17 protein-coding genes are annotated in these 15,478 nt (G+C 65.0%); 12 read left to right on the top strand and 5 right to left on the bottom strand.

What is annotated here, in order from left to right; translation table 11 throughout:
- Positions 1-44 precede the first annotated feature (44 nt).
- Positions 45-4,142, top strand: coding sequence for an ATP-binding protein (locus tag CWS35_RS02055; RefSeq protein WP_100950512.1), 4,098 nt, complete (start codon positions 45-47; stop codon positions 4,140-4,142).
- Between the two features lie 55 nt (positions 4,143-4,197).
- On the opposite strand, the gene CWS35_RS02050 is transcribed toward CWS35_RS02055, so the two are convergent.
- Positions 4,198-5,409, bottom strand: a complete 1,212-nt coding sequence (locus tag CWS35_RS02050) for a cytochrome P450 (protein ID WP_100950510.1) — start codon at positions 5,407-5,409, stop codon at positions 4,198-4,200.
- A 112-nt stretch (positions 5,410-5,521) separates the two neighbouring features.
- On the opposite strand from CWS35_RS02050, the gene CWS35_RS02045 reads away from it, so the two are divergent.
- The 3 genes from CWS35_RS02045 (at position 5,522) to CWS35_RS38765 (ending at position 7,431) form a co-directional block, all read left to right on the top strand.
- Positions 5,522-6,247: a TetR/AcrR family transcriptional regulator gene (locus CWS35_RS02045; RefSeq protein WP_100950508.1), complete on the top strand. Its 726-nt coding sequence runs from the start codon at positions 5,522-5,524 to the stop codon at positions 6,245-6,247.
- 105 nt (positions 6,248-6,352) lie between these two features.
- Positions 6,353-7,234: a DMT family transporter gene (locus tag CWS35_RS02040; RefSeq protein WP_100950506.1), complete on the top strand. Its 882-nt coding sequence runs from the start codon at positions 6,353-6,355 to the stop codon at positions 7,232-7,234.
- Positions 7,235-7,290: 56 nt separating this feature from the next.
- Positions 7,291-7,431 (top strand): hypothetical protein, encoded by a 141-nt coding sequence (locus CWS35_RS38765; RefSeq protein ID WP_157817061.1) that lies wholly within the window; start codon positions 7,291-7,293, stop codon positions 7,429-7,431.
- Between the two features lie 26 nt (positions 7,432-7,457).
- Here CWS35_RS38765 and CWS35_RS02035 read toward each other — a convergent pair whose 3' ends face one another.
- Positions 7,458-7,700, bottom strand: a complete 243-nt coding sequence (locus CWS35_RS02035) for a hypothetical protein (protein WP_024581891.1) — start codon at positions 7,698-7,700, stop codon at positions 7,458-7,460.
- Positions 7,701-7,878: 178 nt separating this feature from the next.
- Here CWS35_RS02035 and CWS35_RS39400 point away from each other — a divergent pair, with 178 nt between their 5' ends.
- The 7 genes from CWS35_RS39400 to CWS35_RS02015 all read left to right on the top strand — a co-directional run bounded on the left by CWS35_RS39400 (position 7,879) and on the right by CWS35_RS02015 (position 12,125).
- A complete protein-coding gene (locus CWS35_RS39400; RefSeq protein WP_168200225.1) occupies positions 7,879-8,052 on the top strand; it encodes a hypothetical protein in 174 nt (57 codons plus the stop codon).
- A gap of 37 nt (positions 8,053-8,089) precedes the next feature.
- Complete coding sequence (locus tag CWS35_RS40350; RefSeq protein WP_256372055.1) at positions 8,090-8,212, top strand: hypothetical protein; 123 nt, start codon at positions 8,090-8,092, stop codon at positions 8,210-8,212.
- 580 nt (positions 8,213-8,792) lie between these two features.
- Positions 8,793-9,014 (top strand): hypothetical protein, encoded by a 222-nt coding sequence (locus CWS35_RS02030; protein WP_024581892.1) that lies wholly within the window; start codon positions 8,793-8,795, stop codon positions 9,012-9,014.
- A 109-nt stretch (positions 9,015-9,123) separates the two neighbouring features.
- A complete protein-coding gene (locus tag CWS35_RS02025) occupies positions 9,124-9,804 on the top strand; it encodes a transglutaminase family protein (RefSeq protein WP_024581893.1) in 681 nt (226 codons plus the stop codon).
- 26 nt (positions 9,805-9,830) lie between these two features.
- A complete protein-coding gene (locus CWS35_RS02020; RefSeq protein ID WP_024581894.1) occupies positions 9,831-10,757 on the top strand; it encodes a DMT family transporter in 927 nt (308 codons plus the stop codon).
- Between the two features lie 129 nt (positions 10,758-10,886).
- A complete protein-coding gene (locus CWS35_RS39395) occupies positions 10,887-11,054 on the top strand; it encodes a hypothetical protein (protein ID WP_168200224.1) in 168 nt (55 codons plus the stop codon).
- Positions 11,055-11,732: 678 nt separating this feature from the next.
- Positions 11,733-12,125 (top strand): hypothetical protein, encoded by a 393-nt coding sequence (locus CWS35_RS02015; RefSeq protein ID WP_024581895.1) that lies wholly within the window; start codon positions 11,733-11,735, stop codon positions 12,123-12,125.
- A 93-nt stretch (positions 12,126-12,218) separates the two neighbouring features.
- On the opposite strand, the gene CWS35_RS02010 is transcribed toward CWS35_RS02015, so the two are convergent.
- The 3 genes from CWS35_RS02010 to CWS35_RS02000 form a co-directional block, all read right to left on the bottom strand.
- Positions 12,219-12,671, bottom strand: a complete 453-nt coding sequence (locus tag CWS35_RS02010) for a hypothetical protein (RefSeq protein WP_024581896.1) — start codon at positions 12,669-12,671, stop codon at positions 12,219-12,221.
- Between the two features lie 118 nt (positions 12,672-12,789).
- Positions 12,790-13,161, bottom strand: a complete 372-nt coding sequence (locus CWS35_RS02005) for a YqjD family protein (protein ID WP_024581897.1) — start codon at positions 13,159-13,161, stop codon at positions 12,790-12,792.
- A 136-nt stretch (positions 13,162-13,297) separates the two neighbouring features.
- Entirely contained in the window at positions 13,298-14,410 is a 1,113-nt protein-coding gene (locus tag CWS35_RS02000) for an AI-2E family transporter (RefSeq protein WP_024581898.1), read from the bottom strand.
- 228 nt (positions 14,411-14,638) lie between these two features.
- Between CWS35_RS02000 and CWS35_RS01990 the strand changes: the two genes are divergently transcribed.
- Positions 14,639-15,457, top strand: a complete 819-nt coding sequence (locus tag CWS35_RS01990; RefSeq protein ID WP_024581899.1) for a L,D-transpeptidase — start codon at positions 14,639-14,641, stop codon at positions 15,455-15,457.
- The last annotated feature ends 21 nt before the right edge of the window (positions 15,458-15,478 follow it).

Below are 15,478 nucleotides of genomic sequence, written 5' to 3'. Positions count from 1 at the left end.
AAAAGGCGTTTGCTTTTCATTATTGAGGTTTGCCGGGAGCCGTTGTGTCGAGATTGCAGACTCCGACGACATTGCGAGGCGAAACCACTGAACGTCTCTTCATCGGAAGCAGCGAGCTGGCCGGGCTCAGCAAGGATTTCGATTGGGCGAGCACCTCGATAGGTCCGCCCGAGACTTGGCCTGACAGCCTGAAGACCGCGGTCCGCATCATGCTGACGTCGCAGCAGCCGATCTGGATCGGCTGGGGCGACGATCTCACCTTCCTCTACAACGATCCCTACAAATCGATCATCGGCGGCAAGCATCCACGTGCGCTCGGGCAGCCGACCCGTGTGGTCTGGCGCGAGATCTGGAACGACATCGCGCCGCTGCTCACCAAGGCGATGAGCGGGAGCGAAGGGACTTATGTCGAGGCGCAGCTCCTGATCATGGAGCGCAACGGCTTTCCGGAAGAAACCTATTACACCTTCTCCTACAGCCCGATTCCCGATGCCGACGGCCTGCCTGCCGGGATCTTCTGCGCCAACACCGACGATACCCAGCGGGTGATCAGCGAGCGGCAACTCTCGCTGCTGCGCGAGCTTGCCAGCCGCTCCGCCGAGGCCCGCAGCGTCGGCGAGGCCTGCGAACGCAGTGCGGCTGCGATTGCGACCGATCTTCGGGATCTGCCATTCGCGATGATCTATCTGATCGATTCGCAGGAGCAGGTCGCGCGGCTGGCCGCGACAAGCGGCATCGCTCGCGACCATGCCGGAGTCATCCCGCAGCTCGCGCTCGATGGCAGCGCTGCATGGCCGATCGCCGAGGCGCAGGCGAGCCGCGACGGCGTTCTGGTGCAAAACCTGAAGCCGATGTTCGGGGTTGATTTCCCATCCGGCGGCTGGCGCCTGGCGCCGGAGCAGGCCGTCGTGCTTCCGATTCTTGCCGCCGGTGATGCGCTCGCGGGATTCCTGATCGCGGGCCTCAGTCCGGTCCGACTCTATGACGAACGCTACACGAGCTTTCTCGGGCTCGTATCCGCGCAGATCACGGCGGCCATCAACAACGCCCAGGCCTATGAGGACGAGCGCCGTCGCGCCGAGGCGCTGGCCGAGATCGACCGCGCCAAGACCACCTTCTTCTCCAATGTCAGCCATGAATTCCGCACGCCGCTCACCTTGATGTTGAGCCCGCTGGAGGAGCTGCTGTCCGAAGCCGGTGGTCAGCTGCTGCCGGGGCAACGTTCGCTGGCCGATATCGCCCATCGCAATGGCCAGCGCCTGCTGAAGCTCGTCAACACGCTGCTGGATTTTGCGAGGATCGAGGCAGGCCGCGTCTCGGCCGCTTTCGAGCCGGTCGATCTCGTCGCGCTGACGTCGGATCTCGCGTCGAACTTCCGGTCGGCCATCGAGAAGGCCGGCCTGCGTCTCGTGATCGAGGCTCAGCCGCTGCCACAGCCTCTCTATGTCGACCGTGACATGTGGGAGAAGATCGTTCTCAACCTGCTGTCAAATGCCTTCAAGTTCACCTTCGCGGGCGAGATCGGGGTCTCGATCAAGGCTTCGGCTGATGGCGCTCACGCCGAGATCGCGGTGCGCGACACCGGGACCGGCATTCCCGCACCCGCGCTGTCGCGCATCTTTGAACGGTTTCAGCGCGTCGAAGGGGCGCGCGGCCGCTCATTCGAAGGAAGCGGCATTGGCCTTGCGCTGGTGCGCGAACTCGTCAAGCAGCATGGCGGCCAGATCTCGGTCGAAAGCCAGGTCGAGCGTGGCACAACGTTCACGGTGACGCTGCCGTTCGGGACCGAGCATTTGCCTGCCGAGCAGATCGGCGCGGGCAAATCGTCCATGCCGAGCAGCGCCCGCGCCCAGGCCTATCTCGACGAAGCGATGGGATGGCTGGAGGGCGGTGGCATCGATGATCGGCCCGATCCGTCGTCGTCGGAGGATCTCGGCTTCGTGGCGCCCGCCGTCGTGGGGCAGCGACAGCGCATCCTGCTCGCGGACGACAATGCCGACATGCGCGAATATGTGCGTCGCCTGCTCGCGCCGCTCTACGACGTCGAGGCCGTCGAAGATGGCCAGGCGGCGCTCGAGGCCGCATGGCGGCGTCGGCCCGCCCTCGTATTGAGCGACATCATGATGCCGCGCCTCGACGGCATCAGCCTTCTCAATGCGCTCCGCTCCGACGAGGAGCTCAAGGGCCTGCCGGTGATCTTCCTGTCGGCCCGCGCAGGCGAGGAGGCGAAGGTCGAGGGCCTGCAGATCGGTGCGGATGATTATCTCGTCAAGCCGTTCAGTGCCCGCGAACTGCTGGCGCGTGTTGCCGCCAATCTCGAGCTTTCGGCCACGCGGTCTGAACGTTCTGCAAGGCTCGAGGAGGAGGCCCACGTCCTCGAACTCCTGAACAAGGTGGGCAGCACGGTTGCCGGCGAACTCAATCTTGATAGGGCGGTTCAGATCGTCACCGATGCCGCGACTGAATTGACCGGCGCCGCGTTCGGTTCGTTCTTCTACAATGTGATCAACGACACGGGGGAGAGCTACACGCTCTACACCCTGTCCGGCGCGCCGCGCGAGGCATTCTCGCAATTTCCGATGCCGCGCAACACCGCGGTGTTCGCGCCGACCTTCAGCGGCGATGCGATCGTGCGGTCGGACGACATTCTGGAGGATCCGCGTTACGGCAAGAGCGATCCACATTACGGGATGCCGAAAGGACATCTGCCGGTGCGCAGCTATCTCGCCGCGCCCGTGGTGTCGCGATCCGGCGAGGTGCTGGGCGGGCTGTTCTTCGGTCACCCGGAGCCGGGCATTTTCGATGAACGGGCGGAGCGGCTGATCGCCGGCATCGCGGCGCAGGCTGCGACCGCGATCGACACCGCGCGGCTGTTCCAGGCCGCCGAGCGCGAATTGGTCGAGCGTCGTCGCGCCGAGGCTGCGCTGCAAGCGCTCAACGCCACGCTGGAGCAGCGCGTCCTGGAGGAGGTGCAGGAGCGGACCAAGGCCGAGGAGCAGTTGCGTCAGGTCCAGAAGATGGAGGCGGTCGGACAGTTGACTGGCGGCATCGCACACGACTTCAACAACATGCTCGCCGTGATCATCGCCGGGCTCAATCTCATGCAGCGCAAGCTCGCCAAGGGGGAGATCGACGTTGATCGCTTCCTCGACGCGGCCGTGGATGCCGCGCAACGCGCCGCCGGATTGACGCAGCGTCTGCTCGCCTTCTCGCGTCAGCAGCCGCTGGCGCCGGTGACCTTCGATCCCAACCGGATGATCGCGGGGATGGCGGACTTGCTGGCGCGGACGCTCGGCGAGACCACCAGTCTGGAAGCTGTGCTGACCGCCGGGGTTTGGCAGGTGCGCGCCGATCCCGGGCAGCTCGAAAACGCCGTCCTCAATCTCTGCGTCAATGGCCGCGATGCGATGCCGGACGGCGGCAAGCTCACGCTGGAGACATCCAACGCCTATGTGGACGAGATCGCGGCCAAGGCTTACGCCATTCCGTCGGGCCAATATGTCATGATTGCGGTCGCCGATAACGGCAGCGGCATGAGCGAAGAGGTGATGGCCAAGGCATTCGATCCCTTCTTCACCACCAAGGGCATCGGCAAGGGCACCGGCCTCGGTCTCAGCCAGGTCTATGGCTTCGTGCGTCAGTCCGGCGGGCATGTCAGGATCTATTCGGAGATCGATGTCGGCACGACCGTCAAGATCTATCTGCCGCGGCATCGCGGCGAGGCGGGGCCCGATTTTGTCAGGCGGACGCCGATCGCCTCCTATCGCGGCCAGAAAACCGAAGTCGTCCTGGTGGTGGAAGACGAGGAGCGTGTGCGCGTCATCTCGGTCGAGGCGCTGCGCGAGCTCGGCTACACCGTGATTGGCGCGGCCAATCCGCGGGAGGCTTTGCAATTGCTCGACGGCGGACTTTCCGTCGTGCTGCTGTTTACCGATGTCGTCATGCCCGCGATGTCCGGCCATGAACTCGCAGTTCAGGCCCGCGAGCGTATCCCGGGCCTCAAGGTGCTCTACACCACCGGCTACACCCGCAATGCCATCGTTCACAACGGCATCCTCGACCCCGGCACCAATCTGCTGCCGAAGCCGTTCTCGATCGACGAGCTGGCTACTAAGGTCCGCGAGGTCCTGGACGGGATCTAATCCGTGATCCGGAAGCGGCGGCGGTTCAGTGGCCGGTCTGGTCCCTTGCGCAAAGCTACTTCAGCGTCACCCGGACCGGCATCGTGCTGAGCGCCCGCAGGCCGGAGCTGTCGCGGAACGCGACCGGGCCCGCGATCTCGAACTGCTTCACGCGGCTCGCAAGCGCTGCGATCACGGCCTCCGCCTCCAGCCGCGCCACCATCTGCCCGACGCAGCCATGGATGCCGACGCCGAAGCCCAAGTGCCCGGACAGCCGCCGCCTGACATCGAACTGGTCGGCATGCTCCCAGCGCGTCTCGTCGCGGTTGGCAGAGGCAAGCAGCAGCAGCACCTTCTCGTGCTTGCCGATCGTGACGCCTGCGATCTCGGTCTCGTGCGGCGTGGTGCGGAACACGAACGGCGCCGGTGAATCGAAGCGCAATGTCTCGTCGAACGCCGCGCGCGACAGCGCAGGATCGGCTGCGAGCAGCGCCCATTGCTCGGGATGGCGCGCCAGCGTGTACAGTGCCATGCCGATGGCGCTGATCGTGGTGTCGAGCCCCGCCGAGAGCAGCGAGCGTACCAGCAGCGGCGCTTCCTCCGTGCTGATCTCGCCGGTGTCGGCGGCCTCGTAGACCTGCGCGCCAAAGCTGCCCGGGCGCAGCGCCTCGCGCTGGCAGCGCGCAGCGACCCAGGGCAGCACGCGAGGCGCCTGCTGCATCAAATCGCGAGAGTAGTCGTTCTCGGGCCCGAAGCCCGCGAACACCATCGCGCCATAGGTCAGGAAGTTCTCGCGGCCCTCCTGGTCGATGCCGAGTGCGTCTGGAAACACGCTGACCGGAAACACTTCGGCGATGTCCTTGATGGCGTCGAACGATCCGCGTTCGACCAGCCCGTCGACGAGCGTTGCAGCCTTGGCCTTGAAGTCATCGGCGAGCCGCCGCATCGCGCCAGGCGAGAGGATCCGCGCCAGCACCGCGCGGGTCCGGGTGTGCAGCGGCGGATCGGCTTCCAGCACGATGCTCGGCGGCCGCCACGGCTTCTCCTTGAAGTGGTTGGCAAGCCCAGCGCCGCCCGCGTTGCTGAAATTGACGTGGTCTCCGAAGATCGCCTTGACCTCGGCAAAGCGCGGCACCGCCCAGATGTCGTATTTGGTCAGGCGAATGACCGGCGCCGCGGCACGCAACCCGGCGTAGGTGCCGTACGGATCGGCCCGCGTCGCCGGGCTGAACGGATCGAAATCGCTGCGGACCATGTCGCCGGCAAGGGGGCTCACAGGGATGCTCATCGGATCCTCCCGTCATATCCAAGTTAATTGACCATAGTCAATTAACTTGGATATGACAAGGGGAGACCTCGTTTCGATTCCATCGGACCGGAAAAGTCTCTAGGAGACGGCAATGTCGATCGAGGAGCGATCCAGCAAGGGGGCGCGGCGCTTTCAGCGCAGGGCGCGCCAGGAAGCCGACAAGGCGGCGCTGAAGGCGCTGATCCTCAAGACCGCGCGCAAGGAGTTCGCCGCCGGCACGCTGGAGACCGTCTCGATCCAGAAGATCGCGGACGCGATCGGCTACTCGAAGGGCACCGTCCTCAAATATTACCCGACCAAGCTGCTGCTGCTGCTCGCGGTCAAGCAGCAGAACCTCGAAGCCGTCGCGGGCCAGCTCGAGCGGGTTCGCGCACAGACCGCCGACAGTGACCTGCGGCTGCGGCAAGTGATGGAAACCTATCTCGACTATTGGGCCGACAATCCCGATCATTTCCGATCGCTGTTCTCGATGTCCGGCACGATCGAGGATCGCCGGTTTCCCGACGGCGTCTATTTCGGCGAGACCGAGATCGCGCGCCGCAGCTACGAGCTGTTCGTGATCTCGGTGCGGGAGTATCTCGCTGCCCGGGGAGCCGAACCCGCGTCGGGCCTGCCGCAGCGGCTGGCGAGCGCGCTGCTTGCGGCAACCCATGGCGTGGTCGCGCTCACGCTCGGCACGCCCACGATGAAGCTCCCTGACATGCGCGCCACCGGCCGCCTTCTGATTGCGAGCCTGATCGATGCCTGGACCAGCAAGCTTGCCGCCGCGCGGACCAGCGAGGGCTGGCCGCGGATCACGATCAGCACCTTTGCCTGAGGTCCCCGGAGCGCGGCGCGATCCGGGGTCTTCGCGCGTCTGGCGCGACCCCGCATGCGCCACACGACGTAGAATCGCGGCCGCACGCCTGCTAAGCGCTGGCCCATGGATTCGACGCGGCGCGACAGATCGATCGGCTTTCTCTGCCTTCTGGTAACGGCGTTCGGCTGGGCCCTGAACTGGCCGTTGATGAAGCTGTTGTTGCAGCTATGGCCGCCGCTGTTCGCCCGTGGGCTTGCCGGCACCTGCGCCGCGGTGATCCTGGGCAGCCTGGCGCTGGCGCGCGGCCAGTCGCTCGCGGTGCCGCGCGAGGCGGTCCCGCGGCTGTTGTTCGCCTCCTTCACCAACGTCTTCGCCTGGATGGGCTTTGGCACCATCGCGATGAAGTTCGTCACGGTCGGCGAGGGCGCCTTGCTGGCCTACACGATGCCGATCTGGGCGATGCTGTTCGCCTGGCCGGTGCTGCACAGCCGCCCGACGTTGCGGGATCTGGCGGCGCTGGTGCTCGGCGTTGCCGGCGTCGCGCTGCTGCTCGGCAGTGGCGGCTTTGCGTTCAGCGCCGCCAAGCTCACCGGCATCGCGCTCGCGCTCGCCTGCGCCATCCTGTTCGCGCTCGGCAATGTGCTGAACCGCAAGCCGCTGCCAATGCCGCCGCTGCCGGTGGTCGCCTGGCAGGTCGGCATCGGCTGTCTCGTGATGCTCGTGCTCGGAATTCTGTTCGAGCATCCGAATTACTCCGCGATCACGCCGTTCGGCCTCGGCTGCTTCGCCTACATGACGCTGATGCCGATGGGCATCTGCTATCTCACCTGGTTCGAGACGCTGCGCCGCCTGCCGCCGACATCGGCGTCGACCGGCATGCTGCTGGTGCCCGTGATCGGCGTGGTGTCGGCGGCGATCATCCTCGGCGAGCCGTTGGGGCTGCGCGAGATCGGCGCCATGGCGCTGACGCTCGGCGGCGTGACGCTGGCGTTGCAGCGGGCGTGAGGCCGCGCAGGAACGGACGTTGGCACATCGCGTTCTTCCCAAAAGGGAGCTTGGCCATGCGCAAGGCGATCGCGCAGCTCGATGCAGAGCAGAAGGCGCAGCTGCTTTATCTCGCGGATTTCGGCACGGCGATGTTCACGTCGGCGCTCGTTGTCTGCACTTTGAAGGCGGTGGTGGACCTGTTCGTTGCGGGCTGAGCCGCGATATCGAAGCCCATGCGCCGTCAATCCTCTTGCGGCGCGTCTGCTTGCGTGTGCCCCTCGGGCCCGCGATCGAACACCCCGTATTCGCTGGACTTCACCCCCGCCGTTCCGTCGGTGCCGACGCCGGCCAAACCGAGCTTGAGGAGCTCGCGGACCGCCGCGGCGCGGGTCGGCATACGGTGCTTGAAACGGAAATCGTCGAGGGCAGCCAATTCCTCAGGCGACAACATGACCTGCAACCGTTCGCCGCGCAGCTCGTTCATTGGAAAAACCCAAACTTAGCTGAATGAGTAATTTGCTAAACCGACCAACTCACATTGGGTTCCATGGATTGAGACAAAAACGTTGATTGAGTATAATTAACAAGCAAAATCAATACTTTAAGTAGGAAAATATTGGAACGGTCCTGTCGCTGTCCCGTTGTGTTGAGGGAGAGATGCCATGACCAACGACGTCAAGCTTCCCCGAAAACTATCCGACGAGCCGGCAGCGCCGAAACCGCGGCGGCCGAGCCACGCTCGGGTCATCGATCAACTGGACCGCTGGGCCAACAGTCCCGGTCTGCAACCGCCAAGGGTCAACGATGAAGACGATTCAAAAGCGGAAACGTTCTGAGCCTCATACGTTCGAGCAGCGGCTCGAAGAGCATCGGATGCGCCTCGAGAGCCAGCTCGCGCGGTTGCCGCAAGGCGCCGAACGCGAGCAGACGGCCGCGCGCATCGAGCAGCTGCGCACGGCCGTCGAGCTGAACGCGATGCTGTCGATGAGCGAATAGCGCGACAAATCGAGCGGCGGGAGCGTCAACTCGCTCCCGCCGCTTGCTTGCCTGCCATTCCCACGTTGATGCGGATGAAGTCCCCGATGACCGCCGCAAGGCTGATGGCTCCTGCCGGGCGCGGCAGACCATGGTCAGCCGTCATCCTCGGCGTGGACACCGGAAAATTTCTGAATATTAGAAGTTTATCTCTGAGTTGCCCGGCGTGTCAAGTTGCTTGGTTTGAACGCCGGCCGACACGGGTTGCTTTGCATGGGGTTGTTTTCGATATTTGGCTGCGGCCCTGCGACGGCCCCATGACTTCACATCATGACTTCAGATCGCTCTGGCTAGTCCGTCGCCAACGGCGTCATTGACGTCGTTCCGGCTGGCGGGACGATCGACGCCATTGTGGATGTCACTGGAATTGCCCATTGCGGCCTCCCGGATTCGCTACATGCGGATCAACATGGCGCGCGGGGCGTTCCAAAAAAGTGAAGGACTGGAGGTATCGTCTGCCGCCGGAATCCTTGGCGCATGCCGGGCCAGCCGGTAGGATGGAACCCGGATGGCAGTTTTGGACCTAAGGGAAATACGGGGAATGAAGCACGTCGACGTCGCGGTGATCGCAGCCACGCTGTGGCTGCTGGCGTCGATGGTGCTGGACATCCTGACGCCGAAATCGATCACCGCGCTGATGATTGCCACCGCGCTCGCCCCACCGTTCCTGATCGGGATCGGCATCCATTTTGCGCGCGAATATTTCAAGGCGAAGAAGCGCAGCTACCGGCCGCCGCAGTGGGACGAACGCTTCAGGAACTAGAGCTTTTTCGAGCGAAGTGGACACCGCAAACCCGTCAAACGGGCGGCCCGGCGGGGCAGGGCTGCGTCAGCTGCATTGAACTGGGCTCACGGCTTGCTAAGCTTGCGCCATGACCGAGCACCTCACTGACACGATCAGCCGCCTCTACACCGATCCCGGCGAATATGTCGACAGCGACCATCCCGCCGTCGAGGCGTTCGCCCGCGCCGCCGTCCCGGCTGGCGCCAGCGCGCGCGACAAAGCGAGCCGGCTCTACACCGCGGTCCGCGACGGCATTCGCTACAACCCCTATGTCAGCATGCGCTCGCCTGAGAGCTATCGGGCTTCCAGCGTGCTCGCGGCCGGCAACGGCTACTGCGTCGGCAAGGCGGCGCTGTATGCCGCGGCCTGTCGGGTTCACGGCATCCCGGCCCGGGTCGGCTTCGCCGATGTCCGCAACCACCTCACCACCGAGAAGCTGCGCCAGAGCATGGGCTCGGACCTGTTCACCTGGCACGGCTTCACCGAAGTGTTCGTCGACGGCGCCTGGCGCAAGGCGACCCCGACCTTCAACGACACGCTGTGCGCCAAGCTCGGCGTCAAGCCGCTCGACTTCGACGGCCATTCCGACGCGCTGCTGCATCCGTTCGATGGCGAGGGCCGTGCCTACATGCAGTACGTCAACGACCACGGTACCTATCACGACGTCCCGGCCAAATTCCTGATGCGCGAGATGGCGCGCGAATACGCCAACATGCAGGGCGAGGACATGTCCGGCCGCGACATGGAGCAGGAAGCGGCGGAGCAGTAGCGGCACGCTGGCGGAGGGGCGGTGTCATGGATGCCGAGCTGCCAAAAGCGCAGGCCGCCCGGCCGGCCACCGGCTGGGACGATACGGTCGCGCTGACCGGCTTCATCCTGGTCGCGGTTGGGCAGGCCTCCAATCAGGTTTTGGCGCGCGGCCTTGCCGGGTCGGTGCCGCCGTTCTCGCTGGCTTTCTTCCGCTGGAGCATCATCGCCATCGGACTGGCGCCGTTCGCGATCGCGGCGGTCCGGGACGGCAAGATCCCGCTGGCGCAGAATCTGTGGCCGATCCTCGCCGCCGGCTTCCTCGGCATGTTCCTGTGCGGCGGCCCGGTCTACATCGCGGGCATCACGACCACCGCGATCCACATCGCGCTGATCTTCGCGCTGTCGCCGATCATGGTGCTGTTGATCTCGGCCGCGCTCGGCATCGAGCATATCGGTCCGCTGCAATGGCTCGGCACCGCGCTGGCGCTCGCCGGGGCGCTCTTGATCGTCTCCGGCGGGCACCTCGAGGCGCTGACGCAATCGAGCGCGGCCTGGGGCGATCTGTTGGTGGTCGGTGCGATGCTCGGCTGGTCGGGCTACACGCTGGTGCAGTCCCGCGTCGCGCCGCGCGCTTCGCTGCTGGCGCGGGTCAGCCTGTTCTCGGCAGCCGGTGCGCTGTGCTCGCTGCCGCCGGCGCTTCTGGAAATGTGGACCTCGCCGGCGGCGGTCTTCAATGCCCGGGCATTCGAGGCCTATGTCTTCGCCGGCCTGGTGCCCGGCCTGCTCGCCTATGCCGGCTTCGCCTGGCTCGGTGCACGATTCGGCTCGGTGCGGACGTCGCTGGTGCTCTATGTCGCGCCGATCGCCAGCGCACTGTTGTCATGGCTGATCCTTGGCGAGCCACCCAAGCTGATCCATTTGGTCGGCGGCTTGCTGATCCTCGGCGGCGTCTGGGCAAGCCTGCGCAAATAGGCCGCGCGCGCGGGTCCATCACGACCATTCGTCCCGCTTCATACCCACGGAAAGCTCCGCGGGGATGCAACCTTTTGCCGCGATGTGCGTTGAATCCATCGTCGATTCAATAGCTTATCGGAGTGCCGTATGAATTTGACTCCCCAGCAGCGCAAGGACCGTGACGCGCAGCGTCAGCAAGAGGCGTCGCAGGCGATGAAAGAGCATCGCGCCAACGAGAAGGCCTTCTACGACAATTTCCAACGCCTCAAGGCCGAACGCGAGGCGCGCGAAGCAGCGCAGGCCGCAACGAAGTAGCCGCCGGGAGCCGACCCCTCGCATCCGGATAGGCCGGATCAGACAGATCGAGAAGGAGTGGAAGCGAGCGGGGCGAGCGCGGCGCAATCGGGCTCGCCCCGATGACGAGATGAAATCTCCAGGCTTGTGGAGGACATCAGATGTATTTTGCCGATAAGAAGACGGTGACTTGCAAATGCGGCGAGCCCTTGAGCGAATTGATGCTCGTCGACGACCAGACGACCGGAATCAAGTTTCATGTCGGTCGTTGCCCGTCATGCCGTGAGGTGACGGTTGTTCGATCCCAGGACGCGCCATCCGGCGACGATGCGTGAAGCAGACGGCCCTTCCGCCTCGGCGCGAGGGCCGTCCGTGCACTGACCCGCTTGCGAGACGGAGCATGCACGACAGGCCGGCTGACGCATCGCGCGTGAAAGGCCAGAAGAGCCGCTGAAAAAAGAGCAGGGCGCGACCGGCATCACCACGGTCGCGCCCTACGTCGCCGGTCAATGGGGCAGGGGGAATAACCGGCTGTTGCAATGACTCGCAGACCCCCGGACTCGTTCCGCGCGTGTGAAAATTTTTCCGTACACGGTTAAGTGATGGCCGGACGCGAGAACCCCACGGGTTTCGTTCGCGTTGTGTCCGTGCTCGCCGAGGGATTGTTTAGCGGATTTCCATGGGGCGAAGGACATCACCATGTCGAAGAGACAGAAGGCAGTTTTTGCTGTGTTGGCGGTCGGACTGACGCTCGGCGCAGTCCAGCTCGCATCCGGTCATGATCTCATCGGCGGCCAGCAGGTCACGACCGCATTGGCGCCGGAGAGCGCAGTCAATCGCGCTGCGAAGACCGACCGCGCCGCGGTTCCGGCGGCCGGCCTGGCGAGTCGCACGGTCGCGCTGAAGGTCGATCGGCTTCCCGATACATCGGTGCTGGTCCGCGTCCCTGTGGCCAGGGAAGAGGCCCGCAATCACCCGGCAGCACCCGGTCGCGCCAGCCCGGGCGATACCCGCAAGGTGGCCTGCGAGCCCGTGGTCAGCGTCCTGACCGAGGTCGCCAAGCTGCTGCAGCCCGGCCGCTGCGTGACTTGAACTCCGGTATCTCACCGTCATTCCCCGGTGCGCAATAGCGCAATTGGGGGCGCCCCTTGGCGCGAGCCCAGGAATGACGGTTGATAGGCGCTGCTATTCTTCTTCGTCCGGCTCGCTATCGCCGCTCGCCGCGCCGCGGCTTGCCATCAGGCCGAGCGCCAGCCCACCGACCGCGAGGATCGGGATCAGGCGCTTGACGCCGATGGCGCGGACGATCTGCAGGCCGGTGGCGATCAATGCGGGGTCGGCGAACGCGGTTGCCGCGGCTGATTTCGCGGCCTTCGCAGCTTTCTCGGCGCGCCTCTGCATCTCGCGCTTGCGTGCCGCGTAGACGGCAATCACGATCAGCGCGACGATCAGGAATACCGCGGCGCCGGAGAGGCACGCTTCCACCGGCCCATAGTGCTGCAGCACATAGACGAAGGCCGCCGCGCACAGGAAGGCGACCGTGATGAACAGCGCGATCCCGGCCGCGGCCGCAAGCGACGTCAGCCGCAGCGCGCTGCCGGTGGATTCCTTGACGTCATTGATCAGCCGCTGAAGCATTGATGGTCCGTGCCCTGAATCTTGCCTTGAAAAGCGCATCGACAAACGAGGTGGCGGCGCACCAGCGCTGCCATCTCGCCCAGAAGGATGGATTGCGCAGGGTGCGCATGCGGTCTGGCTAGCGACGCCAGGTGACGCCGATCAGAAAGCCGAGACCAAGCGCAAGGCCGACGGTCGCCAGCGGCCGTTGCGTGATCACCTCTTCCAGCGTTTCCTCGATCGAGGAGGCCGCGTCCTGCGCCGCGCCCATCATCGCGCTGCCGCGCTCCGACACGTCGTCCAAGGTCGATTCCGCGCTGGCGCGTGCATCCTTGTAGTGTCGGCGGGCCTGCTTGCCGGCATTGTTCGCAAACGAATTGAGCGCGTCGGTGATCTGTTCGGTGAGGGCTGCGATATCGTTCTTCACGGCGGTGACATCCTTTTCGAGGCGTTCATAGGTCGCTTTGTCCGTCATGTTCTTGATCCCAAATGCGCTGTCCGTGCTCGACATCGAAAGCTCCCGGAGAATTCGCGTGTCGTGAAAAACGTTTCGCTCCACGCAAGGTTCCAATTGTGCAACCGGCTTTGTTGCTCGACTCTTTTCTCTTCAATCGAAGCGGTGCCCCGCTTCGATTGAAGACGCTGTGTTAGCCCTCCGGCAGCTGCGGCGAATTGACCGGCATCAAATGCTCCTTGACGATCAATCCGACGATCAACAGTGGTGACGACAGGAAGGCGCCCATCGGGCCCCACAGCCAGGTCCAGAACGCAAGCGCCAGGAAGACCGCGAGCGCATTCAGCGACAGCCTGCGGCCGACGATCGTCGGCGTCACGAAATGTCCTTCCATGAAGGTTACGGCCGCGAAGCAGGCCGGCGCCAGCAGCCCGGCACCGACGGTCGGCGCAGAGATGATGCCGACCACGACCAGCACCACGAACATCGCGACCGGGCCGATGATCGGAATGAAATTCAGCGTCGCAGCGAGCGCGCCGAGCCCCGCCGGATTGGGCGTGCCGGTCGCCGCGCAGATCACGCCGGTGGCGATGCCGACGCCGACATTGATCATGGTCACCGTCAGCAGATAGTTGCCGAGATGGGTCTCGAGTTCGTTGAGGATCCGCAGCGTCCGAAGCCGCGCCGCGCGTTCGTTGAAGGTCATCACCAGGGCGCGGCGCAAATCCTTCCAGCTCGCGATGAACAGGATCAGGGTCGCGACGAACAGCAGGAATTCGGCGAAGGTCGGCGACAGGAATTCCAGCGTCGGCTGCACCCATTCGAATTTCGGCAGCTGGAACGCGGCCAGCGTGTCGGAGCCGCCGACCATGCTCTGTAGCTCCTGCCACAGCGCCAGCGGCCGGTCGAACACATGCAGCTTCTCCTTCAGCATCGCGCCGAGCTCGGGCAGCCGCGAGCTCCATTCCATCACCGGGGAGGCGATCAGCCCGACCATGAAGGCGACCGCCGCGCCGACCGCGATCACGATCAGCACGGCGCCGAGCGGGCGCGGGATCCGGTAGCGTTCGAGCAGGCTTGCCGCCGGCGACAGCATGGTGCCGACGATGAAGGCCATCGTGATCGGAAGGAAGAAGGCGCGTGCCAGATACAGCACAGCCACCACGACGATGACCAGCAGCGCGACCAGCGCAAAGGCGACGACCTCCGCGCGCCGGATGACCGGCGGCAATTCGGCCTTGCTGTCGGGGATGGGCGTGCCTTCGGGCGCATTGCCAAGCAGGCGCTGACTCGGAAAGGCGCGCACCAAATTCCTCCCGCACGAGGACAACAAACGTCGCGCCGCGAGCCTGCCCCGCGCGCCAAAATGTGCGTAACAACGGCCCGCTCTCCGAAAAGTTCCATCGCGGCTTCGTGAGGCGTGACGGGTTGACAATCGCGCTTTCGGGACGATTCGCGGCGGAACTCCCGCGCGGTCCCGCGCGTTGCATCGTCACAGCATCACCACGATGCGCATCCCGTTCAGGGGCAGCACATGACAGAGCAGTCTTTCTCCAGCCGCCGGCTTGCGTCGCGCGCCGCGCGGACCTTTGCCTTCGCCAGCGTCTTGTTCGTGGCGCCGTTCGTCCTCACCAATCCGGCCAGCGCCCAGGTCAGTTCTTCCGCGCTCGGTTATGCGTCGACGCAGCCTGGCGCATATCCCTCCGACGAGGTGATGAACGATCCCTCGACCGAAGCCACCGAGGACGGCGCGCTGCCGGCGCGGCTGCGTCCGACCACGGTCGCGCTCAACACGACCGAGGCGCCGGGCACCATCATCATCGATACCGGCAACACCGCGCTTTATTATGTGCTCGGCGGCGGTCGGGCGATCCGCTACGGCGTAGGCGTCGGCCGCGAGGGCTTCACCTGGGCCGGCACCCAGACCATCACCCGCAAGGCGGAATGGCCGGACTGGCATCCGCCGGCCGAGATGATCAAGCGCCAGCCCTATCTGCCGCGCTTCATGGCCGGCGGCCCGGGTAACCCGCTCGGCGCCCGCGCGATGTATCTTGGTTCGAGCGAGTACCGCATCCACGGCACCAATGATCCCACGACGATCGGCAAGTTCGTGTCGTCGGGCTGCATCCGTCTGACCAATGAAGACGTCTCCGACCTGTTCAGCCGGGTCGATGTCGGCACCAAGGTCGTGGTGCTGCCGAAGAACGCAGCCCATCTGGCCGCGCGTGAGATCGGCCCGGCCCCGACGCAGATCTCGGCCCGGCCGATGCCGCTGCAACCGCGTCCCGCGGTCATGACGCTGCCGTCGGGCCGTCAGGCAATGAACATCCCGGCGGGTTCGTCGTTGTACTGAGCATCGGCGTTGCACCGGGGA

The organism is Bradyrhizobium sp. SK17 (assembly GCF_002831585.1).
Classification (GTDB): domain Bacteria; phylum Pseudomonadota; class Alphaproteobacteria; order Rhizobiales; family Xanthobacteraceae; genus Bradyrhizobium.
The sequence above is the reverse complement of the archived record's forward strand: the minus strand, read 5'-3'. Positions and strand labels throughout refer to the sequence as shown.